The organism is Paenibacillus sp. JJ1683 (assembly GCF_053006485.1).
Genome location: NZ_CM129820.1, coordinates 282,730 through 306,110, shown reverse-complemented (window position 1 = coordinate 306,110; position 23,381 = coordinate 282,730). Strand labels below are relative to the sequence as shown.

The window sequence follows — 23,381 nt, the reverse complement described above, 5'->3', positions numbered from 1 at the left end:
AGCGTTATCAACTATGTCCGTCAGATGATTAGGCCCTCGCCTTAATGGCGTCTTTTTTGAATAGATATAATTATGGAGAGTGCTGTCATGAATGAGCTATGCAACATTTTAATTGTAGATGATGAAATATTGGTACGGCAAGGGATCAAACATCATTTGTCGTGGGAACAATACGGATTTCGAATTGTAGGTGAGGCCTCCAATGGGAAAGAGGCGCTGGAGCTGATTGAAGCCTTGCGTCCTCATATTGTCATTACGGATATCGTAATGCCGATCATGGATGGTGAGGAGCTGACACGCATCGTCAGACAGAACTATCCAGATATCGAGGTGATTGTGCTCAGCAGCTACGGCGAGTTTAATTACGTACGCTCCACCTTTCAGCAAGGTGTGGCTGACTATATTTTAAAGCCCAAGCTGGACACAGATGAGCTGCTTCAGGTGCTCCAGCGAACAGCCCGCAAAATTCCATCCATTCAATATCAGGAAGATGCCGGGAATAATCAAATCACGATGGATCATGTGATCGAAAAATTGATCTCTGGCTATAGCATAGATTATGACGTTGAGCTGGTGAAGCAAGCATTTCCTTACGCCCGTTTTGCGCTCATAGGTATAGAACAGTCGGTACAGCAAGATAAGGGACGCTCTACCAATCCCTCGGCTTCGGACCTATTTTCCAAGCTTACAGACCGAGTAGCCTCTGCCTGTGAACACATCGTTCTGCGACAGCTGCCATCGGATGGGTATGCGGCCGTTTTTTTAGCCAATCTGGGGCCACGGGAATTAGATGCCTGGATGGCTGCGGTTAGGGAAGTTGCTCAAGAGACAAAGCAGCTCGATCCACAGACAGGCTGGGCGGTCAGTCATCTATTTGATGATTTTAATCAGATTAGCAGTGTCTATCAGGATGAACTGCCCAAATTACTAAGTTACCGCTTTTATTTCCCAGAGACAGCGCTGCTGATCGAAGATGAACTCCCTCAGCCTGTTCAGGTGAATCGTTCGTTTAACTTAAAACAGTTTACGGAAGAGATGAAGCGTGAGCATTTTGATACAGCTTTTCAGGATTTGAGGTCCTATGTAGCCGCCATGTCCGGCAACTACACATCGACCGCTTTTGAATTCAAATCGCTGCTCGGAAATATCGTGTTCAACATTACAATTTTGCTCGGGAATCAGGGGTATGATATGAAGGAACTGGATGCGGCGAAATATTCGTATTTCAAAACAATTAATGATGCCCCTCATGTACATGAAGCCGTACGGTTACTGGAGACTTTTTTAGAGGAAGCGAACCGACAGATCCTGGCTAAGACGCAGCAAGGAAGTAGTGCAAGCATGAAAAAATTGCTGGAGTATATTGAGGAACATCATGCTGAAACACTCAATTTGACGACCCTTGGGCAATATTTTCATTTTAACCCCTCTTATTTGTCCAGTTATTTTACGGCACACCATACAGAGGGATTTAGCGAGTACCTGAACAAAATTCGGGTTGAAAAAGCTGCTGAACTACTGCGATCGGGGACGCTGCCCATTTCAGATATTAGCAGTACAGTAGGCTATTCGGACCCCAGCTATTTTACTAAAGTGTTCAAAAAAGTGAAGGGCTACTCGCCCAGCCAGTACCGCCGGGAGCATCTCCATTAGAGAGCAAGCGCATATCTGCCAGCAGAAAAGAGATCGAATATGAAAAGATATATCCACAAGATCAAATATCAAGGTCTGTTCTTCAAAATCTTTATTGTTATGGTGGTCAGCATCACTGCGGTATCGTTGCTGACCTCTTTGGTGACGATTCGAATGTCTGAACGACTATTCGCTGAGACATTCAGTATTACCAATGCCAAGGTGCTTAGCCAGATTCAATCCAGCTTTGAATCCTTCAATGACTCTATCGTGAATGCTGTAACCCACGCTTCGGAAAATGGAACAGTCAAAAACTATTTGACTAGCGGCCAATCTGACTCGATTAACTCGGCAAGGATTTACTTCGGTATGGCACAGCAAATGAAGCAAATTAAATCGAACGTCGATGCTTATGATGTCGGTGTCGCTGTAACAGGTCTGAACGGACGGAGCTTTTACTCCGATTCCTCCTATTGGCCTGTAACTGCGGAGCAGCTTAAGAGCAGTGCTATTACGGCCCGAAGTGTAGCACGCCCGGCACAGCTTATGTATCAAATGGATACGGAGTTATTTCATCAACAAATGACTAGCACCGTCCAAAAACCCTCACCCTATATTATCGCCTCTAAACCATTTATGGAGCGAACCAGTGGCACCTTGTACGGAATGATCTACATTGCCATTCGGGAGCCAGAATTTCGGCGTTTTTATAACAATTTCACGAGTAACGGTAATGATGTGCTTATTTTGGACAAATCAGGACTGATCGTATCGAGCAACCGTCAGGACCTAATCGGACAACGCTCCAGTGAGCTGCTGGGCTATGCCACCAAAATCAATGAACAGGGACTAAACTATATTAATGCGGATGTAATGAATAAGGAGAGCATCGTTCTTTCCAACTATATCCCTTCATTTGATTTTTATCTGGTGAACATGATCGATAGGCAAACCGCAGTTGGGCAAATTATTGACGTTAAATCTGTTGTCTGGATCTGTATCGCCATTGTACTGATTGCTTTGGTGATTGTTTTTCTCATTTCACGTCGCCTGATTCGTTCTCTGACTCGGCTGGTCAAGCAAATGTCGACTATACGCGAGAAAAATTTTGATAATTATATCCCGGTCACGGGTAGCTACGAGGTCAGACAGTTAAGTCATGCTTACAACTACATGCTTGATGAACTCAATGATTATATTCATAAGCTTTTAGAAACGCAGAAAGGCCAACGAAATGCAGAGCTTGCTGCACTACAACGGCAGATCAATCCACATTTTCTGTACAATACATTGGCTTCAATCAAAATGCTAGTGCTCAAAGGAAACAAGGAAACCGCCGCCGAGACGATCAATGCACTCATTTCCTTGCTGCAAAATACAATCAGCAATGTGAGCGAAACGATCACCATCGAGCAAGAAATGGCCAACATGCAAAATTATGTATTCATTAATCATGTGCGTTATGGGCAACGGGTACAGGTAAATTATTTTGTATCACCCGATTGTCTGGAGTATCATGTGCCCAAGCTTATCATTCAGCCTTTTATCGAAAACTCTTTTTTCCATGCGTTTAATGAGAAAAACACAGGGCACATCTATATATTGGTGTCGAAAACAGAGGATACATTGATCTGTGAAGTAGTCGACGATGGAGATGGTATGGATTTGGACGGGCATACAGCGCAGGACGGACTGCCGAACCCCAAGAGCAAACGCCAACTATTTACGGGCATCGGCATCCAGAATGTGCACAATCGCATTACCCTTTTATATGGAGAAGAATATGGTGTGACCATCTCCAGCAAGAAGGGCGAGGGCACCAAAGTAAGAATGACACTGCCACTGATCGTAAAACCCGCTCCTCCTACCTCATAAAAAATATAGGCTGAACGAAACAAAGAAGTGAAACAAGAATGGAGTGGGCGGAATGGTGCTAGCCATCTAGGCACAACAGCGATGGGAAGCACCATCCGGCCGCTCAATGGCGCTTCGTGAAAATCTTTAGTTCAATCTATAAAAATTACCTAAGTCTAAAGAAAGTACAAATGTAAGCGGTACCTTTTTGGATAAATCATAATAATAAGACCAATCTGTATAAAGATATTCCTAACTGCCAGTAAAGCAAGGATGATAAACTAAATTCATAAACAAGGTAACCGCTTTCAAAAAAGTTCTACATGGTTAGCAACATATAAAAAAAGAGTAGGGGTTGAACAAAATGAAAAAAATGTCTTTCCTTCTGCTGATTGCAAGCTTGATCTTGTTATCCGCATGCTCCAGCAATTCTGAGAAAGCAGCTACGACCACAGATTCAGGCAAGAAAGAAATTACAGTCTGGGCTTGGGACCCGAACTTCAACATCGCAGCCCTGAAGCTGGCAAAAGATCGCTATGTTGCCAAACATCCAGATGTAACCGTAAACATTGTCGAATATGCTCAAAACGATATCGTTCAAAAAATGAATGCCGGCCTCAACTCCGGTTCTACTAAAGGATTGCCAAACGTGGTTCTAATTGAGGATTACCGGGCACAGAACTTCCTGCAAGCCTATCCCGATTCCTTCCATGATATGACTAATTCGATCAAAGCATCCGACTTCGCTGATTATAAAATCGGACCGACTAGCTACAACGGCAAGCAATATGGAGTTCCTTTCGATTCCGGCGTTATGGGATTGTATGTAAGAACGGATTATCTGGAACAAGCTGGCTACAAAGTAGCTGACTTGACCAATATTGATTGGGACAAATTCATTGAAATCGGTAAAGCTGTAAAACAAAAAACAGGCAAAGATATGCTGACTCAAGATCCGAATGATCTCGGTCTGATCCGTGGCATGATCCAAACTGCAGGTTCTTGGTACCTGAAAGAAGACGGTAAAACACCAAACCTGGCTGGTAATCCAGCTCTGAAAGAAGCGCTCTTGACGTACAAAGCCTTGTTCGACGCCAACATCGTTAAAATGAATGCCGACTGGAGTCAATTCTTGGCCGCATTCAACAGCGGTGCAGTTGCTTCTGTACCTACAGGTAACTGGATTACGCCTTCGATTAAGGCAGAAGCTTCGCAATCCGGTAAATGGGCTGTAGTTCCTTTCCCTAAACTGAAAAATATACCTGAATCCGTGAATGCTTCCAGCCTCGGCGGCAGCTCCTGGTATGTCCTCAACTCGGACGGTCAAGATACCGCTGCTGATTTCCTGAAAGAAACATTTGGTTCAGATACAGAGCTGTATCAAGATATGCTGAGCAAAATCGGAATTGTTGGTTCATTGAACGCAGCTTCCAGCGGTAAAGCTTATGACGTGGAAGATGCTTACTTCGGTGGCGACAAAGTATACAAGAAATTTGCTGATTGGACTAAACAAGTTCCAAAAGTCAATTATGGCCTGCACACTTATGCAATTGAGGACATCATGACTGTTGAAATTCAAAACTACCTGAACGGAAAAGATGTAGATGCAGTTCTGAAGGACGCTCAAGGACAAGCGGAAGCACAGCTTAAATAAGTCAGTCCATCTAGCCAAGGCTAAACAATAAAACGATAAGCACTTAAAACCTTGGGCTTGCGAGTTCAAGGTTTTATTGCTGCATAGGGAGTTGACATGGTATGAAGACAGCCGCGCCCAAAATGACTACAACACGTCTTAAAGCAGGTATGACAGGATGGTTGTTCATATCCATCGCAGTGATCATGATTGCCGCCTTTTATTTCTATCCGATGATTCAGGCGCTAATCTTATCCTTTAAGACGGGTACTGGGTCTAATCTGAGCTTTAACGGCATTGATAACTACAAGCGTCTGTTCACTGATAAAATGTTCATCACCGCCGTGAAGAATACGTTTATCTATTTAATTTTCCAGGTACCTTTAATGGTCATTCTGGCCCTGTTCATTTCTGTATTATTGAATGATAAAAACCTGAAATTCAAAGGCTTTTTCCGCACCGCCATCTTCTTGCCGTGTATCACATCCCTTGTAGCCTATTCGGTTGTTTTCAAGTATTTGTTCTCGGCTGACGGTTTGGTAAACTCCTTGTTGCTGAATCTGCACGTGATTGGCACGCCAATCCAATGGATTACAGATCCTTTCTGGGCCAAAGTAACGATTATTATCGCGATCACATGGCGCTGGACCGGGTACAACATGATCTTTTACCTGTCTGGTCTTCAAAACATTGACAGTTCTATCTACGAAGCAGCCCGTATTGACGGAGCTTCCCCGATCCGGCAGTTTTTCAGCATTACCGTTCCACTGCTTAAGCCGATTATCCTGTTCACCTCGATTACATCGACGATTGGTACACTTCAGCTCTTCGATGAAATCATGAATATTACCAAAGGTGGACCAGGTAACGCGACATCTTCTATTTCACAATATATTTATAATCTGTCCTTCAAGTATTCATCCGACTTTGGTTATGCGGCGACCGTATCTTATTCCATCGTCATTATGATCATTATCTTGTCGATTATCCAGTTTAAAGTGGCAGGTGAGAAAAAATGATGAAAACAAAAAGAGCATTTACGTACGCCTTTCTGATTCTTGTGTCATTCATTTCGATTTTCCCGTTCCTGTGGATGCTATCCAGCTCCACGAACCTGTCAGTCGATGTGACCAAAGGCAAGCTTCTGCCTGGCTCCCACCTGATGGATAACATGCACAATCTGCTCGAACAAGTAGACATCGTTACTGCGCTCAGTAATTCTGCAAAGGTTTCCATCTCAACGACGTTGCTGGCTATGCTCATTGCATCACTGGCTGGTTATGGCTTTGAAATTTACAGAAGTAAAGCGAAAGACGTTGTCTTCAATATCCTGCTGATGTCGATGATGATTCCGTTTGCGGCGATTATGATCCCGCTTTACCGGATGTTCGGCAGCATTTCTAATGTGATACCGTGGATCGGCATTGATACGCTCTCTTCTGTCGTTATTCCAACCGTAACTACGGCGTTCCTGATCTTCTTTTTCCGTCAAAGCACCAAGATGTTTCCCAAGGATCTGCTGGAAGCTGGCCGGATGGATGGATTATCCGAGCTGGGTCTGTTCTTCCGGGTGTATATGCCTACGATGAAAACAACCTATGCCGCTGCCGCAATTATCACGTTCATGTCCAGCTGGAACAACTACCTCTGGCCTCTGATTGTACTGCAAACGCCAGAAAATCAAACCATCCCGCTGTTGATCTCGAACCTCGGCTCCAGCTATGCACCGGACTACGGCGTTATCATGATCGCCATTGTCCTGTCCACATTGCCGACTGCACTGGTATTCTTCCTGATGCAGAAGCACTTTGTCGCAGGTATGGTCGGCTCGGTAAAATAATAGATTTCTGTATACGGTCTTCATTTAAATTAAAAATAAGGAGTGTTCGCCTTGACCCTTCATACCCCTAGTCTGGACTGGCTCACCGATGTGACCAAATTCGCGGTAAATCGCTTGCCTGCCTATTCCGATCATAAATATTACGCCACGCTTCAGGAAGCAGAACACCAGGCCGATATGGCCTGGCGTCACAGCCTGAATGGGAGCTGGAAGTTCAACTATGCGACGAATCCAGCCACTCGCCCAGCAGAATTCTATGCCCCTGACTTTGAATATGGCGGCTGGAGCGATATTCAGGTACCAGGTCATATTCAGACGCAAGGCTTCGGCCAAATGCAGTACGCCAATACGATGTACCCGTGGGACGGACATTCGGATGTTCGCCCACCTCATATTCCACAAGACCACAATCCGGTCGGTAGCTATATCAAAAGCTTTGTTTTGCCTGAAAATATGGCTTCTGACGCGCAACCTGTGTTCATTTCTTTTCAAGGTGTTGAGTCGGCTTTCTATGTATGGCTGAACGGACAATTTGTCGGTTATAGCGAGGACAGCTTTACACCGTCTGATTTTGAATTGACACCCTACCTGCAAGCTGGCGAAAACAAACTGGCGGTAGAGGTATATCAAAGAAGTACGGGAGCTTGGCTGGAGGATCAGGATTTTTGGCGTTTTTCTGGCATTTTCAGAGACGTATATCTGTATACGATCCCTGCTATTCACGTACGTGACCTGCATGCCAAGGCAGACCTGGATGCTACCTACACGCAGGGCCTGCTGGAATTGAAACTGACTTTGGAACAACCAGCAACAGCCCATACAACTGTCGATGTGAAGGATGCCACCGGACATATAGTAGCTTCTTTGAAAGCTGACTTTACAGATGGCATCGCCTCGCTGTCAGCAACCTTGGAGCAAGTGGAGCGCTGGAGCGCGGAAAAGCCTTATTTGTACACGTTGTTCATTCAAATTTATGATGCCAATGGAACACTCGTCGAGGTGATCCCACAAAAGGTTGGTTTCCGCAAATTCGAGATGGTGAACAAGGTCATGCATCTGAACGGCAAGCGCATCATCTTTAAGGGTGTGAACCGCCATGAATTTAACGCTCGTACCGGACGTGCAATTTCCCGTGAAGATATGCTGTGGGATATTCGGACGCTCAAGCAGAACAATATGAACGCTGTCCGTACCTCTCATTATCCGAATCAGACACTGTGGTATGAACTGTGCGATGAGTACGGGGTATACGTGATTGACGAAATGAACCTGGAAACACACGGTTCCTGGCAAAAACTCGGCGCAGTCGAGCCTTCGTGGAATATTCCGGCCAATCTGCCTGAGTGGCAGGATATCGTTATGGATCGCGCCATTTCCATGCTGGAACGGGACAAAAACCATGCATCCATTCTGATCTGGTCTTGCGGAAATGAGTCGTATGCAGGCGAAGTGCTACGCAATGTCGCTAACTATTTCCGGTCCACCGACCCGAGCCGTCTGGTACATTACGAAGGCGTGTTTCACAATCGTACGTATGATGATACCAGCGATATGGAGAGCCGGATGTACGCCAAACCCGCTGATATCGAGCAATACTTGAATGACAATCCACAAAAGCCGTATATCAGTTGCGAATACATGCATGCGATGGGCAATTCTGTGGGCGGCATGCACAAGTATACCGAGTTGGAGAACAAATACGAGCTGTATCAGGGCGGTTTTATTTGGGATTACATCGACCAAGCGGTCATGAAAAAAGATCGTTACGGACGCGAGTACCTCGCGATCGGCGGCGACTTTGACGACCGTCCGACAGACTATGGCTTCTGTACGGACGGAATTGTCTATGCGGACCGGAAGGTTTCACCAAAGATGCAGGAGGTCAAATTCCTGTATCAAAATCTGAAGCTCATCCCGGATACCCAAGGTGTGACCATTCGCAACGAAAACCTGTTCGAGGGAACAGGGGACTATGAGCTGGTATACAGCCTGTTGCATGAAGGCCAAGAGATCACGCGAAATGTGAGTCATGTGGATGTGGCGGCTCAGACCGAAGCCTATATTCCATTGACGTTCCCAAGCACAGACGGGAAGCCTGGGGAATATGTCATTCACACGGCGCTTGTATTGAAGGAAGCGACGATTTGGGCTGAGGCTGGGCATGAAGTAGCCTTCGGACAGCATATTTTCATTGTGGAAAATCCAAATCCGCTGAAAGCTCCTACAGGTGGAGCCCTACGAGTGGTGCATGGCGATGTAAATATTGGCGTTCACGGTGCAGATTTCAGCATCATGTTCTCCAAAGGAGCAGGCAGCCTGACTTCACTTCGCTACGCAGGACGTGAGATGATTGCTACGCCTCCTGCCCCGTTGTTCTGGCGGGCGACCACAGACAATGATCGGGGAACCGCACTCGGTTTTGAAGCTGGTGGCTGGTTCGCTGCAAGTCTGACTCGTAAATGTGTGGACATCGAGGTCACGGAAGAGCAGGCAGACCGTGTGACCATTACGTTCCGCTACACCCTAAGCATTCATGCAGACGTACAGGTAACGGTAGCCTATACCGTCTTGGCGGATGGCAGTCTGAACGTAAAATCCACCTATGAAGGTGTATCGGGACTGCCTAACCTGCCGATCTTTGCCCTTTCGTTCAAGGTTCCAGCGGACTACCGCCATCTGGACTGGTATGCGATGGGACCAGAGGAGAATTACATCGACCGGGCCTTCGGTGCTAGACTTGGCGTATTCCGCAACGAAGCTGCGGATAACGTGTCCGGGTATGTCGTGCCACAGGAATCCGGCAATCGTACAGGCGTGCGCCGTGTCGATATTACTGACAATTCCCAGCGGGGCATCCGCATTACCGCACCTGCCACCGCGCCGGTGGAATGCAATATATCGCCGTATACAGCGTTCGAGCTGGAAAGTGCATACCATGTGTATGAGTTACCGAACGTGTATTACACCGTTGTCACCGTAGCTGGCAAGCAAATGGGCGTAGGCGGCGACGACAGCTGGGGTGCTCCAGTACATGAAGAATATCAAATCCCAGCCGATCAAAAGCTGGAATTCGAGTTTACCGTGCAGCGGGTATAAATACACTCCCCGCATAGGCAAGTATATATAACAAAAGCCCTTCCGCTGCTTCCCTCATGGAAAGCCGGAAGGGCTTTTGCATTTACGTATCTGTAGAATAGGCGGCGAACGCCCTATCTATTTCAAAACAACTTCAATATCACGTCCAGGATCACTGTACTTGTAGATGCCAGGATTTAGTTCCAATCTTCCGTCTAATTTAATATCTTTATAACGATCAACATTAACGCCTGTGGATACCATACCCTTCGCAATGATCTCAGGTATTACTTCTTTGCCGTTAATTCGCATCGTTGTTTGGCTGACACCTTTGAAGCCAGGGGAACCGGATTTCGATTCGACAATCAAATCTTTTCCCTCTGTATAGTATGCAAAATCAATTTGATAACCGTCCGCTTTAAGGCCAGCGAACTGTTTCTCTTCTTTAGGTTTATGAAGTGTGACCCAATTTTTAGACGTATCACGTTTCTCAATGACAGCATCGGCGCCCCGGCTAGCTCGTAGCCAGATTGACATACGTTCGCGTGAAATCAAGGTTTTTCAAATCCCTTTGATCTATAAAAAACTCCAAATACCCTGCGTCCCACCAGCACATACCGACCTCATTCAAGGATGATACAGAGAGCAAAACATGCCAATTTTCCGAAGCTTGATCGTGCTTTTCCCGATTCGCCTGGTATTCTTGCAGCTGAGGCAGCACTTCAGATCGTAACTGCTCCGCATACTCCGTACTTCCCCTATGCATAGCTTGCTCGGCTTCCTGGTGGATCTGACTCTCACTCTTATGCCAGTTAAATAGAAGACCCTCCAGCCCGTTTCGGCGTAGATAAGCATCCCGACGAGTATTCCCGGCAAAAGACTGATGCTGTCCCCACACCGTGTCGCTATGTTCGTATAGAAGCTCATAAAGCTCTTCGTACTGATCTACAAGAATATCTCCTAGCTCACCCTCCGATGGTAGTGTCAGGATCGGATGAAAGGAAATCGCATAGGCGGTGAAATCCCGTTGCTCCGTCGACACCTCTACGCGCCCAGCGGGCGGTAATGTTTTCTGCAAAGCACTGGTGTCACCGTTATAGTAAAAGACTTTATGGTCAATATCATAAGCTGGCTCATCCAGCCCAAGAAAAAAGTATAGTATGCCCTGATGAGGCAATCCCTCGAATGGTGAAAAAGGCAACTCGCTTAGATTGATCTGAGCAATAAACGTATAATATTCTCCGTCTGAATCACACGGCCACTCGATTGAGGGGGGCAAATCCGGGTAGCCAGCAATTCGACTATTGCCAACACGCTCGTAATTTTCTTTATGATCTAGATGAAATTGTATAGCAGCTTGAGCTTCTTGATTGATCTCTTTTTTTAATTCTTCACCAAGTGAATGCTCTTCGAGTATTCGAGTCAGTTCTTCCTTTAATGGTGGTTGTAGCATCTCACTCGCCCCTTTTAACAAAGTATTATGTATTGCACTCTCATTCAATCTCTCTTAAATCAGATTATCAAATTATAGTCTGATAAGCCATGCCTGCTGTAAAGCGGAAATGGACTAGACATTGTTCATAAATGTTTTGTGATAGGCATTCCGGTATTGCGAGGGGGTCATATGGACTCGCTTTTTGAACAATCGCATAAAATACTTCTCATCCGTGTATCCCGCTTCCTCCGCAACCTGCTTAATGCTCATATCTGTACGGGAAATTAGTTCCTTCGCTTTGTTGATTCGAATACTGTGAATGAACTCCAAGGGGCGCATGCCCGTATTTTGCTTGAATAAACGAGATATATAATCCTTGTTGTAATTGAACTTCCGAGCCAGATCGGTCACGGTCAGCGGTTCCTCAGCATGAATTCGAGTCCACTCGATAATTTTGTTCATGCTCACATTCCCCTGTGAATGGACAGGATTGGAGATCAAGCGGCTGAGGGCCAGTTCAGATATCTCGATCAGCAGTGAGGTGAACAAATAGTTAGCACTGTGATATGTAAGATAATGTGAGTTGGCGACATGCAAAATTTGATTGACAATAATATGAATCCGATCTCCATTATCTGCCTGTACGCTTTGCGGTAAATAGATATCCCGCATCACGTCATGACGCTGCAAAAGCCCGTCCATAGCACTTGTTTCCTGCTTCATTTCCTCAATAGATAATATATTCGGGGTCGCAGGCATATCGAAATGAAACCAATAAAATTTAACCCCCGGCAACGATTCCAGGTATCCTCGGTGCGTACGACCAGGGTATAGCAATAGAATATCTCCTTCCCCTACTTCAAAATCCTCCTGTTCCTCCCGTATATATACTGTCTCTTGGACACCCAGGATCAACTCAAAGTTCTCAATGGAACGGCTCATATGCTTCCATGGCACCTCGGAAACAAACTCGCCTGCCGAGATTAGTTGGATCGGAGTATCTACATTTACTTTCAGATAGGTCATGTTATCGCCTCTTTAGATTCATGTTCGGATTTGTCCACCCATTGTATGGTTAAGCTACTGACATACCGCGTTTGCAATGCTAATGTAGTGGAGAAATATACACTTTCATCTTAGCTAAGGAGCGATGATTTTGAAAGCACAAGCTTTTGACTTGCATAAAGTAAGCATTGATTCCGGCCCACTTTACCACGCCATGGAGCTGAATACGACCTATCTGCTGAGTTTGGAACCCGACCGTTTATTGTCACGTTTTCGTGAATATGCGGGACTGGAGCCCAAAGCGGCTCATTATGAGGGCTGGGAGGCGCGCGGCATCAGTGGACATACACTTGGTCACTACCTGTCTGGCTGTGCGCTGATGTTTGCCTCAACAGGCGACAAAAGACTGCTGGAACGAGTAAACTATGTGATCGACGAGTTGGAAATATGTCAAAGCAGTCATGGAAACGGATACATTTCCGGTATTCCGCGCGGGAAAGAGATTTTTGAAGAAGTCAAAGCCGGAGATATTCGCTCCCAGGGCTTTGATCTTAACGGAGGCTGGGTACCGCTATATACGATGCACAAGCTCTTTGCAGGCTTGCGTGATGCCCACCTGCTCGCTCATCATCCCAAAGCATTAGCGATGGAAATCAAACTCGGCGACTGGCTGGAGGATGTATTCCAAGGACTGAGCGATGAACAGGTGCAACAGGTGCTCCATTGCGAGTTTGGCGGCATGAACGAGGTGCTGACCGATCTGGCGGAACATTCCGGAGAGACACGCTTTCTGAATCTGGCGGAACGCTTTTATCATGGAGAAGTGCTGAATGATCTGGCAGACAGCCGCGATACGCTGGCAGGACGACATGCTAATACGCAAATTCCTAAAATCATTGGTGCAGCACGGCAGTTCGAAGTGACAGGCAAACCTCTATATGCGGACCTCTCCCGCTTTTTCTGGGATCGGGTGGTTCACAAGCATTCCTACGTAATCGGCGGCAATAGCTATAATGAACATTTTGGTGAACCTGGCAAGCTGAATGATCGTTTGGGTGAAGGCACCTGTGAAACCTGCAACACCTACAATATGCTGAAATTAACAAGACATATGTTCGAATGGGACGCATACGCAGCTTATGCCGACTACTATGAACGGGCAATGTTTAATCATATTCTGGCTTCACAGCAGCCGGTAGATGGACGTGTTTGCTATTTTGTGTCCCTCGAAATGGGAGGACACAAGTCCTTCAATTCTCAATATGAGGATTTTACATGCTGTGTCGGGTCCGGTATGGAGAGTCACTCTATGTACGGCACTGCGATTTATTTTCACACGGCAAACACAATCTATGTCAACCAATATGTCCCTTCTACCGTGACGTGGGACGAGATGGATGTACAGCTCCAACAAGAAACTCTCTTTCCGCAAAATGGGCGAGGAACGCTGCGTGTCATAAGCAAGGAGCCCAAGTTCTTCACGATCAAACTAAGATGCCCACACTGGGCGGAGCAGGGCATGATGATTAAGATCAACGGGGAAGAGTATGCCGCAGAGGCATGTCCTACCAGCTATATTGTAATTGAACGGGAATGGAACGATGGAGATACGGTCGAGTACGATATTCCTATGACAGTAAGAGTTGAGGAAATGCCAGATAATCCGCGACGAATTGCCTTCATGTACGGTCCACTTGTGCTGGCTGGAGATCTGGGTCCTGTTGAACAGGAGTCCAACGAGGAACGTCTGCTGGCATCTGTTCTGATCGGATCGGCTGATTCCTTGGCAACCAAGCTGACTGCTGACAGGATCGAGCCGAATACATTCCATCTAAGCGACCTGGGTTATATCGGAGAGTTGCAGCTTCGTCCGTTTTATCAGATATATGATCGTTCTTATACCGTTTATTGGGATCTCTTTTCCAAGGAGGAGTGGACATCAACAGAGGCAGAATACCGTACCGCGTTAGCGTACCAGCTGGAACTGGAACGACGTACAGTGGATGTTGTGCAGCCTGCCGAAATGCAGCCTGAACGGGATCATGCCTTTACTGGCGAACATGTAGGCTTGGGGTCCATCTATAACCGCAAATATCGCGATACATGGCCTGGGGGCTGGTTCTCTTTTGTCATGAAGGTGCTCCCTGATGAGCCTGTCCAATTAGCAGTGACCTATCTGAAGGACTCCGACCGCTCTCATCGTGACTTTGACATCACTGCAGATGGTCAGAATTTGGGAGAAGGCAAGCTGGAATCCGAGGAAATGAATAAATTCGAGACGTTTGCCTATGAGTTGCCTCTGTCTGTGACGAGCCACAAAAATGAAGTGACAATTCAATTCAAAGCCCATCCACAAGGCAAGGTGGCGAAAGTGGCTGGATTACGAGTGATCAGACATTCTATTGTATGACCAATTGATCTATATAAATCTACGATAACGCCACTACGCAGGCTTCCCATCGCCACCGCTTTGCTTGTACAGCACTATTCCGCCTGCTCCGTTTTTGATGTTCATCTTTTAAATTCAGCTTAAATAAAAAAAAGCAGATGCTCCTATGAGCTATCTGCTTTTTTTGTTTACCCTAATAACTTCGAATATAGTAGCTGCTTCATGTTCACGTTACATCATGTTCATTTCACGGAAACTGTCTCTAATCTTGCGCAGCTCTTGCTGGGCTCGACCGTACCGGGAAGCGTAGGTCCAAGCAAGCACTTGATGATAATGCGAAGGCGTTTCAATCGTGGTCACATTATACATGATCGGAATCCCGTCTACTTCTCCTTTTAGGGTGAATTCAATGGCTGGGTATCCATTCACCACCCTGTCGGAGGCCAGCCCCAATTCGGGGTCCGTAATTTCTGACACCAAATGGTCTTCAATAATCCCTTTATATTCTTGAAGGGTCATACTGCTGTCAAAGTCGCTTTTCGGTTCAGACAATACAATCAAATATCTATCGGTAAATTCATTTTTAATGGAAATATCCGCTTCCTCATTAATCATATTATCTCGTGACCAATTCCACGGAGCCGTAATCGCAAACTGGTTATCCTTACTGATAAATACCTCTGGCTTCACGATTTGAGTAATGAGCGTAGAAATTAAGGATACAGCAAAGACAATCGAAGCGATCGTCATCAGGATGATTGCTCCTGCAATAATTCCGTTTTTCTTTCTGCCTACCTTCCCCAAATCCCGTACCTTAACTACATATGTATTGGCGACCATATCTCCAATTCGTTGTTTCCGAGGTGTCACCAGCACACAGATGCCGGCGGGCAGCCCCCAGAAAAGCAGCGGATTCGTATCCACCAGATATATGAGCGTACGGATCAACGATTTAATCATGCCTGGCGGCCTTCCTTCTCCATTCACAACCTGAATACGAAGTACAAACTTGCCCAGCGTATAGCCTGTAAGTCCTTCCAGTAACAGATAATAGCAGAAAGAGCCAATCAAGAAGAGAATCACTACCATGACCAGATTTGGAGTTTCCGTTTCAGATAGTTTCTTCGCTGCGAAATAAACCAGCCCTCCATACCCAAAGACGATAAGAATGAAGTCAATCATCCAGGCGGCCCATCTTCTGAAAAAGATAGAGGCTCCGTATGTCTCTGATAATACCGCCATCCTATCTGGTTCTCGTCGTTGATAGCCGCCATTCCTCACAAATTCTCCCGGTGCTACTGTAGATGGATTTTTCGATAAATGATGTTCTTCCAAATGATACACCCCTGATGTCAATTTAATCCTAGTTAAGTATAGCATCCTTTTTCATCCAGTGGAGCAAGCCTGACAGCGCACTGGAGTAAGCCGAATCCCGCCGATGAACAAACCACACCTCTAATTTACGATAGGTTTCGGGTAAACGATACGAAGCAATCCTTCCTGCCTCCTTCGCCTTTACAATTGACGAGTGTGGAAGCATGGACACCCCCAGGCCAGAGGCTACACCACCCACAATGACTTCCAATGTCCCAAATTCCATAATCTGATAGGCATCCACACCTGAATCGTTCAGAAAGCTCTCTGCTGTTGTCCGATGTGTGCAGCCTACATCGAAGAACAGCATAGGCTTGGCAAGTAACTTGCTCATATCCCTTTCTCCCGGTTCCGAAATAAGCACCAATTCCTCTTCAAAAGCCGCAACATGCTCTATATTCGGATCATCGACAGGACCATAGACGAATGCCCCATCTAATTCGTAATTCAATACCTTTTGTACAAGAGCATGCGTCCCCCCGGTCATAAGCGACAGATGCACATCAGGGTATTGAGCGTGATATCCCGTCAATAATGAGGTTAGATGCGTAACCGCAGTCGTCTCAATCGAGCCCAGTCGCAACGGTCCCGCAGGCTGAGCCGAATATTGAGTAGACTTCTCTGCCTCGTCGAGCAAGGTCAGTATGGATTCTGCATACTCCAGCAGATTCTCTCCTGCCGATGTTAGCGTCATTCCGCGGTTAGATCTGCGAAATAGCGGTACGTTCAATTGTGCCTCAAGCTGCTGAATCCGCGAGGTCACATTGGACTGTACATAGTTCAACACTTGTGCAGCCCTTGTGATACTGCCCTCGCGAGCAACCGCCCGAAAAATTTTCAAATCACTGCTTTCCATATATACATCACCTGCTTGGTATGATCATTTATGATACTGACGTTCGATTTTGTTCATTTTACCGGATGCTTGCCGCTCTGTACAATTCAAAGTACATGCAAATGCATCTAAAATCGACTACAGGAGGCTTTAAAATGAAAGCTGTAATACATACCGGCAAAAGCGGCCTTGAGGGCCTGATGTATAAGGACGTTACGGACAGACATCCGGGGCACGGCGAAGTGAAGGTCAGACTCAAAGCCGTGGGCTTGAACCATCGGGATCTGTTCCTCATGGCGGATCGAACCAACAACGATGCTCCACTCATTCTCGGATCGGATGGAGCAGGCGTGATCGAAGCTGTAGGCGCTGGCGTTCCAAACTCGCTGGTTGGCGCTGAAGTAATCATCAATCCTTGTATCGGATGGGAAAAGGCGCACCTCGTTCCCTTGGTTCCTGCCATTTTGGGTGGTCCTTCGGACGGAACATTGGCCGAATCGGTTATCATTCCCGTTCAAAATGCCGTCAGCAAGCCAGCTTACCTGTCTTGGGAAGAGGCAGGGGTACTGCCTCTGTCTGCCTTGACCGCCTACCGCGCTCTCTTCACTAGAGGCCAATTGCAGCAAGGGGATCATGTGCTCATTCCCGGTATTGGCGGCGGGGTAGCCACGTATGCCATGCTTATGGCCTTAGCGGCGGGTGCACAGGTCAGCGTCACATCACGTAGCGAAGTCAAAAAGCAAGCTGCCCTCGCCCATGGTGCTCATCATGCATTCGACAGTGATAGCGATTGGAAAGAAAGTATGAACGGAGACACCGTGGATCTGATCCTTGACAGCATCGGACCCGCTACGTTCGATAAATATCTGGATGTCATCAAACCGGATGGTCGAATCGTTACATTTGGCGCAAGCTCAGGAGATCACATAGAGATTCCGCTTCGCTCCATATTTTTCCCACAGATTAGCATCATCGGTACCTCTATGGGGAGCAGCGAGGAATTCGCAGATATGCTCCAATTCATGGAGCGTCATTCCCTTCATCCCATTATAGACGGCGTCTTCCCTCTACAAGATACGGCGCAAGCCTTTTACCGTATGCAGCAGGGAGCGCAGCTAGGCAATATAGGGATCAGCATGGAGTAATACGCACGTAACCCTATGCGTCTAGAAAAAAATCCACTACTATAAAAGGCCTCATTCCGAGGTCAATTTTATAGTAGTGGATTTATTCAGTCGATCAAACGATGCTGAACCCATTTGTTGCCGCGGAAGCGCCAGAGGAAAACGATCCCCCGCACCCCCCATTCAATATCCATGGCCAGCCAAACACCAACAATTCCCCAATTGAACACAATACCCAAAACATATCCCAGCACTACCCGACATAGCCACATGGACAGCATTGAGGTGAGGGACGTAAATTTAGAATCACCTGCTGCCCTAAGCGCAGAGGGTGTGATGAAGGCGATGGACCAGAGCGGAATCTGGGCCAACGTATTAATCAGCATGACCATAAAAATGTCATCTACAATTTCAGCAGGCGGATGAAACAGCCCTACCATCGGCTTAAACAAAGGCATTAGGATCAGCCCCATTACAATAAACGAAGCGGACGACAGCCAAATAAACGATTTGGTAAACTTGCGGGCATCGTGTACATTTCGCCGCCCCATGCATTGACCGACCACGGTCACAATTGTAAGAGCCAGAGCATTTGCAGGAATTTGGAACACATTAGCTAGGGATGAGCAAATGGCATTCGTCGCCAATGCATTGGTCCCCAGGTTCACAATGAAAATTTGGGTTAAAATTTTACCCCCATTGAAAAACATCTGTTCCGCCGCAAAAGGAAGACCAATAAACAGAATCTTTTTAAGCATAGCCAGATTAAAATAAAGCATATCCCTAAGCTGGACACGTAAGTCATCATCTACCCTGACCAAATAAATCAACGCGCAGGCAGCCCCTGCATATCTGGACACATTGACTGCAATCGTCATGCCCAGTACACCCATATCCAACAAGTTAATAAATACGACATTCAGCAGCACGTACGAAAGGTTCATGATAAGCGAAAGAGCCAGCGATGCCCTCGTCTTGCCGATCCCTCTCAGCGCTCCACATACCGCTTCAACAATCGCAATCCCTACAAAAGACATACAGCTTCCCAGCAGATACACCTTGCCGTTAGCCAATACATCAGGCGAGGCGGAGCCAAACAGCACACTTAAAATTGGATTGTACAACACGATCATAAACAGACTGATGCATAAGGCCAGCAAGGAAACGGAGGATATGGTACCGGAGGTTGCTTTAGAGACCATAAGGTCATTACCGCTCCCCTTATACTGCGCCACGACAACCGTTCCCCCGGTAGACACAGCCACAAACACATTAATTAGAAAAATATTTAATGAATCAATCATATTTACGGCACTGACCGCCGCCATTCCTGACGAGCTAATCATAGCCGTGTTCACCAAATTAAGACCTACGATAAAAGCCTGATCAATCAGAAGCGGGATAAACAGGGCGATAATCTGCCGATAATCAATGGACTCTCCTGAAAAATGTCTATTTAGAAAGCCATGCGTTCTCATCCTTACACTCAGTTGACTCATATTATCACATTCTTTTTATCAAATTGAAAAAAACCCTTCAGCAGAAGAGTCTTTCATGGCGAAAAAATGTATAAAGTTGCAAGGCTAGATGTCTCTGGCTCTTGATTCTGTACACTTTTCTCTACATAGAAGTATCACTCTAAAAGAAAATCCTGTCAATGGTTTTGCTCACATTTGAATAGAAAAAACCGAAAAAACCTGCTCAGCTTAATGAACAGGTTTTTAAGCAGTATGACCATGTTATGAAACGTTATTAACCTCTTGTTATAAGAATGATTATGATCTTCTCGCAATTAAATCTTGTTGAATAGAAGCTTCATTCTTCTCGAATTTCTTATAGAAAAACATAGGAATGATTCCGATCAAGAAGACGATAAACGGTAGCCAGATGAAGCTGAACTGAATGCCTGACAAAGCAGTCGGAGTTTGAACCTTTCCAGCAATATAGCCTGTGCTACCCATAACCCATGCTGGCAATAATCCGCCAATTCCGCTACCCGCTTTAATACAGAATGCGCTTCCAATAGAAGTCAGGAATCCACTTGCCCGAATACCATTTTTCCATTCCCCATAATCTACTGTATCGGACAACATTGCAAATGGCATCGAGCACGCAAAGCCTGATCCTAAGGCACCTATGATCCAACCGGCAATAATAAGGGTTAAGTTTGTGCTCCCCATTAAAATCACGACTTGACCTAGTGCAGCTAATATCAATCCGATAATCATGATCGTATTTTTATTTAATTTTCTAGCGAAAAACGGAATCAGAACCATCGAGATCAATTGCAAAGAGGTGAGTCCATTGATTAAAGGTACCAAGTCCTTACTATCCAAATTGTATTGCAGATAAAAAATAAGTGTAGCCGAACGAATATTCAAGCCGATCCAGTAACACAGGTTAGCAGCTACAACGAGCATCCAGGGCCAGTTTCGCTTGATAGCTGTAAAGCTTTTAGCAATCGGGACAGATTTCGTTTTCACTGCCGCATTTTCACGCAAATCGGCAAACGCTATGAAAAACATAATAATCGCCATGATTCCAAATAAAACGAGCGTTAAGGAAAAGCCTTTTTGATCATTTCCCTGTCCAAAGAAGGCTACGAGGGGTAATGTGAACGTCGTGGCGATGAAGAAGCCCACGTTTCCCCCGACCATACGGAAAGAGTTCAAGACCACACGTTCATTGGAATTGGTGCTCAGGTTAGGCAGAATAGACGTAATCGGCGTACTGATTCCCGTATACAGGATACCCGCTATGATATAAGTGATAGCCGCGTATGCAATTTTCCCCGATTCACTCCAATTGGGTGTCGTAAACGTAAGGACCATGAACACGGCAAACGGAACAGCTAGCCATAGAAAATAAGGTCTGCTCTGACCGTATTTGGACTTGGTCCGGTCAATCAGGATGCCCCAGATCGGGGCATCAATGGCATCAATAAAACGGGTGATAAATAGTAATGTTCCGGCAATCCCGATAGAAAGACCGAATACATCTGTATAAAAATATAACAGATAGCTGGAGATGACACAGTATAGTAGATTGCCAGCCGTATCCGTTAATGAATAGCTGATTTTACGATGAAAAGGAACGGTACTGGTTGCTTTTTCAGGTGGTTCCGTACTCACAATTCTCGTACTCATGATCTTTCCTCTCCCCATGCGAATGAATTATGATTCATAAACCCATACACGCATTTCCCCTTTGGCCCGATTACACCAGGCGTAGTAAGGAATAGCGGTAATTTGTTGAGGAACAAGTTCAGGGGGCTCCGAGCTGTATAATGCATTCGAACTTTTTACCCGATATCCCTCTATGGTCAGCTTTACAATGCCACCTAGCAGATTCTCGCTAAACTCTTCTGTAATAGGACTATCCTTTGGTAATCTTAACCCTGCCAGGTTCGCCCCATTATCGGCTTCTTCCAGACAGTACACGACTGGACCGCGTTGGAGAGCAATTTGCTGCTGGTTCATGGAGACAAGCGGGTTGCTCCGAATGCGCTCGACCGGCATAGCCAAATGCAAAGTGACCACATCACCGTCCTTCCAAGTACGCTGAATCTCGACATAGCCCTTTTCCAGATGGTCTATGGAGATAGCTTCCCCATTTACCTTGACCTCTGCCTGCTTGCACCACCCTGGAATTCGCAGTGCCCACTTAAATGCAGTTGGCTCTGTTACATGGATCGAAAGAGCAAGATCCGCATCCCACGGATAATGATGAGTTTGTGTAATTTCAACGTCTTGGCCAGATAAATTCATGTTCACCTTGCTGGCAATATACAGATGCGTATATAACGTATCATCAGTCTGGGTGTACATATTGTCCTCCACTGATGCAATCATTCGCGCCAAATTGGGTGGACAGCAGGCACAGAAGAACCATTTTTGCCGTTCTGTTTTTACATGCTCCTGATCCTTTCTCGATTTTTGAAAAGGATTGACTTCCAGCGGATTCACGTAGAAAAACCGTTTCCCATCCAGATCCATTCCGCTGATCGTTCCGTTGTATAACGCGCGCTCCAGAACATCGGCATATTTCCGGTCCGGCGCTAAGCGCAGCATGCGGTTAGCCCAGAAGGCCAGCCCTACAGAGGCGCAAGTTTCGCAGTACATGCTGTCATTGGGAAGATCATGATGGCAAGTGAACGCTTCCGCGTTCACCGTAGACCCGATTCCGGCGGTAATGTACATTTTGTGGTTCGTGACATCATCCCACAGCGTTTCACAGGCTTGTAACAGGGAAGCATCTCCCGTTTTTGCGGCCAGATCCGCCATCGCAATATACAAATACACTGCTCTTACCGCATGACCGACCGCCTCTTTTTGTTCCCGTACAGGTTGGTGTGCCTGCTGGTACTCAAAGCCTAGGCCAAAATTAATGTTGTTATCATCATTCCAGGTGGGCTCTGTTTGAATATGCTTTCTCTTTTCTTGCTCCTCCACAAAATAAATTGGATGCTGTCCCCGCTGTTGGATAAAATATTGCGCTAATTTAAGATATTGTTCCTTAGCCGTTACGTCGTATAATTTGATCAAGGCCAGCTCAATTTCTTCATGGCCCGGATAGCCTTTCCGTTTCCCTTCTTCTGTACCAAAAGTCTGCTGAATCAGGTCTACGTATTTCTCCATAATGTAAAGAAATTTCGTCTTACCTGTCGTTTCATAATAAGCAACAGCCGCTTCTATAAAGTGCCCGGCACAATACAGCTCATGATTATCTCTTAGGTTCGTCCAGCGATTATCGGGTTCCTTGAGCAGATAATACGTATTCAGATACCCATCCTCAGCCTGAGCTCTTCCCAACAGTTCAATAACATCATCGGCCCGCTTTTCAAGCGCAGAATTTGGATGATCCCTTAAGCTAAAAGCGACCGTCTCCAGCCATTTGGCAAGATCACTGTCTTGGAAAACGGTTCCATAATACTCCCCACTGGATTCACCGGCTGCAATTCTAAAGTTCTCAATCGCATGACTGGGTTCTGTATCTGGTAATTCATCATTTAGTGCTTTCCACTGATAGGGAATGACCTCTTCCGCCACAACCTGCTTATACTTTTTCCAAAATGAATCATCGACGATGACATGCTTCACTGGCTTTGCCGTTTTCATTGAATAAACATCCCTTCCTGGAAATAGAACGCTTTCATTTTTGAAAAAATAAGGATAAAGTAATGATA

The 23,381-nt window shown here is 46.0% G+C and carries 16 protein-coding genes; 8 read left to right on the top strand and 8 right to left on the bottom strand.

Features of this window, described 5'->3' with window-relative positions:
• Positions 1 to 87 precede the first annotated feature (87 nt).
• The 6 genes from ACUC6J_RS01290 to ACUC6J_RS01265 all read left to right on the top strand — a co-directional run bounded on the left by ACUC6J_RS01290 (position 88) and on the right by ACUC6J_RS01265 (position 10,055).
• Positions 88 to 1,653 (top strand): response regulator transcription factor, encoded by a 1,566-nt coding sequence (locus ACUC6J_RS01290; protein ID WP_016820165.1) that lies wholly within the window; start codon positions 88 to 90, stop codon positions 1,651 to 1,653.
• A gap of 39 nt (positions 1,654 to 1,692) precedes the next feature.
• Positions 1,693 to 3,507, top strand: a complete 1,815-nt coding sequence (locus ACUC6J_RS01285; protein ID WP_039276562.1) for a cache domain-containing sensor histidine kinase — start codon at positions 1,693 to 1,695, stop codon at positions 3,505 to 3,507.
• A 343-nt stretch (positions 3,508 to 3,850) separates the two neighbouring features.
• Entirely contained in the window at positions 3,851 to 5,140 is a 1,290-nt protein-coding gene (locus ACUC6J_RS01280) for an ABC transporter substrate-binding protein (protein WP_016820162.1), read from the top strand.
• A 101-nt stretch (positions 5,141 to 5,241) separates the two neighbouring features.
• Positions 5,242 to 6,138 carry a carbohydrate ABC transporter permease gene (locus ACUC6J_RS01275; RefSeq protein WP_016820161.1) on the top strand — a complete coding sequence of 299 codons (897 nt, stop codon included), beginning with the start codon at positions 5,242 to 5,244 and terminating at the stop codon, positions 6,136 to 6,138.
• Positions 6,135 to 6,959 (top strand): carbohydrate ABC transporter permease, encoded by an 825-nt coding sequence (locus tag ACUC6J_RS01270; protein ID WP_013368914.1) that lies wholly within the window; start codon positions 6,135 to 6,137, stop codon positions 6,957 to 6,959. The genes ACUC6J_RS01275 and ACUC6J_RS01270 overlap by 4 nt, the downstream gene beginning before the upstream one ends.
• A 51-nt stretch (positions 6,960 to 7,010) precedes the next feature.
• Positions 7,011 to 10,055, top strand: a complete 3,045-nt coding sequence (locus ACUC6J_RS01265) for a glycoside hydrolase family 2 TIM barrel-domain containing protein (RefSeq protein ID WP_447249626.1) — start codon at positions 7,011 to 7,013, stop codon at positions 10,053 to 10,055.
• A gap of 117 nt (positions 10,056 to 10,172) precedes the next feature.
• Here ACUC6J_RS01265 and ACUC6J_RS01260 read toward each other — a convergent pair whose 3' ends face one another.
• The 3 genes from ACUC6J_RS01260 to ACUC6J_RS01250 form a co-directional block, all read right to left on the bottom strand.
• A complete protein-coding gene (locus ACUC6J_RS01260) occupies positions 10,173 to 10,589 on the bottom strand; it encodes a hypothetical protein (RefSeq protein ID WP_420743643.1) in 417 nt (138 codons plus the stop codon).
• On the bottom strand, positions 10,549 to 11,487 hold the full coding sequence (locus ACUC6J_RS01255) for a YwqG family protein (protein WP_447249625.1): 939 nt from the start codon (positions 11,485 to 11,487) through the stop codon (positions 10,549 to 10,551). Before ACUC6J_RS01255 ends, ACUC6J_RS01260 begins: the two co-directional genes overlap by 41 nt.
• 114 nt (positions 11,488 to 11,601) lie before the next feature.
• Positions 11,602 to 12,495: an AraC family transcriptional regulator gene (locus tag ACUC6J_RS01250; protein WP_447249624.1), complete on the bottom strand. Its 894-nt coding sequence runs from the start codon at positions 12,493 to 12,495 to the stop codon at positions 11,602 to 11,604.
• Positions 12,496 to 12,625: 130 nt separating this feature from the next.
• Here ACUC6J_RS01250 and ACUC6J_RS01245 point away from each other — a divergent pair, with 130 nt between their 5' ends.
• Positions 12,626 to 14,884, top strand: a complete 2,259-nt coding sequence (locus ACUC6J_RS01245) for a beta-L-arabinofuranosidase domain-containing protein (protein ID WP_447249623.1) — start codon at positions 12,626 to 12,628, stop codon at positions 14,882 to 14,884.
• 210 nt (positions 14,885 to 15,094) lie between these two features.
• Here ACUC6J_RS01245 and ACUC6J_RS01240 read toward each other — a convergent pair whose 3' ends face one another.
• Together ACUC6J_RS01240 and ACUC6J_RS01235 are read right to left on the bottom strand one after the other, a co-directional pair.
• Complete coding sequence (locus ACUC6J_RS01240; protein ID WP_447249622.1) at positions 15,095 to 16,243, bottom strand: RDD family protein; 1,149 nt, start codon at positions 16,241 to 16,243, stop codon at positions 15,095 to 15,097.
• Complete coding sequence (locus ACUC6J_RS01235; RefSeq protein WP_447249621.1) at positions 16,227 to 17,093, bottom strand: LysR family transcriptional regulator; 867 nt, start codon at positions 17,091 to 17,093, stop codon at positions 16,227 to 16,229. The genes ACUC6J_RS01240 and ACUC6J_RS01235 overlap by 17 nt, the downstream gene beginning before the upstream one ends.
• A gap of 134 nt (positions 17,094 to 17,227) precedes the next feature.
• On the opposite strand from ACUC6J_RS01235, the gene ACUC6J_RS01230 reads away from it, so the two are divergent.
• Entirely contained in the window at positions 17,228 to 18,217 is a 990-nt protein-coding gene (locus ACUC6J_RS01230) for a zinc-binding dehydrogenase (RefSeq protein ID WP_447249620.1), read from the top strand.
• 86 nt (positions 18,218 to 18,303) lie between these two features.
• Here the strand turns inward: ACUC6J_RS01230 and ACUC6J_RS01225 are convergent, their stop codons facing one another.
• The 3 genes from ACUC6J_RS01225 to ACUC6J_RS01215 all read right to left on the bottom strand — a co-directional run bounded on the left by ACUC6J_RS01225 (position 18,304) and on the right by ACUC6J_RS01215 (position 23,313).
• On the bottom strand, positions 18,304 to 19,695 hold the full coding sequence (locus ACUC6J_RS01225; protein WP_017427856.1) for an MATE family efflux transporter: 1,392 nt from the start codon (positions 19,693 to 19,695) through the stop codon (positions 18,304 to 18,306).
• Positions 19,696 to 19,971: 276 nt separating this feature from the next.
• Complete coding sequence (locus ACUC6J_RS01220; RefSeq protein ID WP_025363719.1) at positions 19,972 to 21,342, bottom strand: MFS transporter; 1,371 nt, start codon at positions 21,340 to 21,342, stop codon at positions 19,972 to 19,974.
• Positions 21,343 to 21,369: 27 nt separating this feature from the next.
• Complete coding sequence (locus ACUC6J_RS01215; RefSeq protein ID WP_447249619.1) at positions 21,370 to 23,313, bottom strand: glycoside hydrolase family 127 protein; 1,944 nt, start codon at positions 23,311 to 23,313, stop codon at positions 21,370 to 21,372.
• Between the last annotated feature and the right edge of the window lie 68 nt (positions 23,314 to 23,381).

Bases quoted from the DNA above. Each gene is read 5' to 3' on its own strand.
- ACUC6J_RS01290 (WP_016820165.1), top strand. From the start codon at position 88: ATGAATGAGCTATGCAACATTTTAATTGTAGATGATGAAATATTGGTA.
- ACUC6J_RS01285 (WP_039276562.1), top strand. From the start codon at position 1,693: ATGAAAAGATATATCCACAAGATCAAATATCAAGGTCTGTTCTTCAAA.
- ACUC6J_RS01280 (WP_016820162.1), top strand. From the start codon at position 3,851: ATGAAAAAAATGTCTTTCCTTCTGCTGATTGCAAGCTTGATCTTGTTA.
- ACUC6J_RS01275 (WP_016820161.1), top strand. From the start codon at position 5,242: ATGAAGACAGCCGCGCCCAAAATGACTACAACACGTCTTAAAGCAGGT.
- ACUC6J_RS01270 (WP_013368914.1), top strand. From the start codon at position 6,135: ATGATGAAAACAAAAAGAGCATTTACGTACGCCTTTCTGATTCTTGTG.
- ACUC6J_RS01255 (WP_447249625.1), bottom strand. From the start codon at position 11,487: ATGCTACAACCACCATTAAAGGAAGAACTGACTCGAATACTCGAAGAG.
- ACUC6J_RS01250 (WP_447249624.1), bottom strand. From the start codon at position 12,495: ATGACCTATCTGAAAGTAAATGTAGATACTCCGATCCAACTAATCTCG.
- ACUC6J_RS01240 (WP_447249622.1), bottom strand. From the start codon at position 16,243: ATGCTATACTTAACTAGGATTAAATTGACATCAGGGGTGTATCATTTG.
- ACUC6J_RS01235 (WP_447249621.1), bottom strand. From the start codon at position 17,093: ATGGAAAGCAGTGATTTGAAAATTTTTCGGGCGGTTGCTCGCGAGGGC.
- ACUC6J_RS01230 (WP_447249620.1), top strand. From the start codon at position 17,228: ATGAAAGCTGTAATACATACCGGCAAAAGCGGCCTTGAGGGCCTGATG.
- ACUC6J_RS01225 (WP_017427856.1), bottom strand. From the start codon at position 19,695: ATGAGTCAACTGAGTGTAAGGATGAGAACGCATGGCTTTCTAAATAGA.
- ACUC6J_RS01220 (WP_025363719.1), bottom strand. From the start codon at position 21,342: ATGAGTACGAGAATTGTGAGTACGGAACCACCTGAAAAAGCAACCAGT.
- ACUC6J_RS01215 (WP_447249619.1), bottom strand. From the start codon at position 23,313: ATGAAAACGGCAAAGCCAGTGAAGCATGTCATCGTCGATGATTCATTT.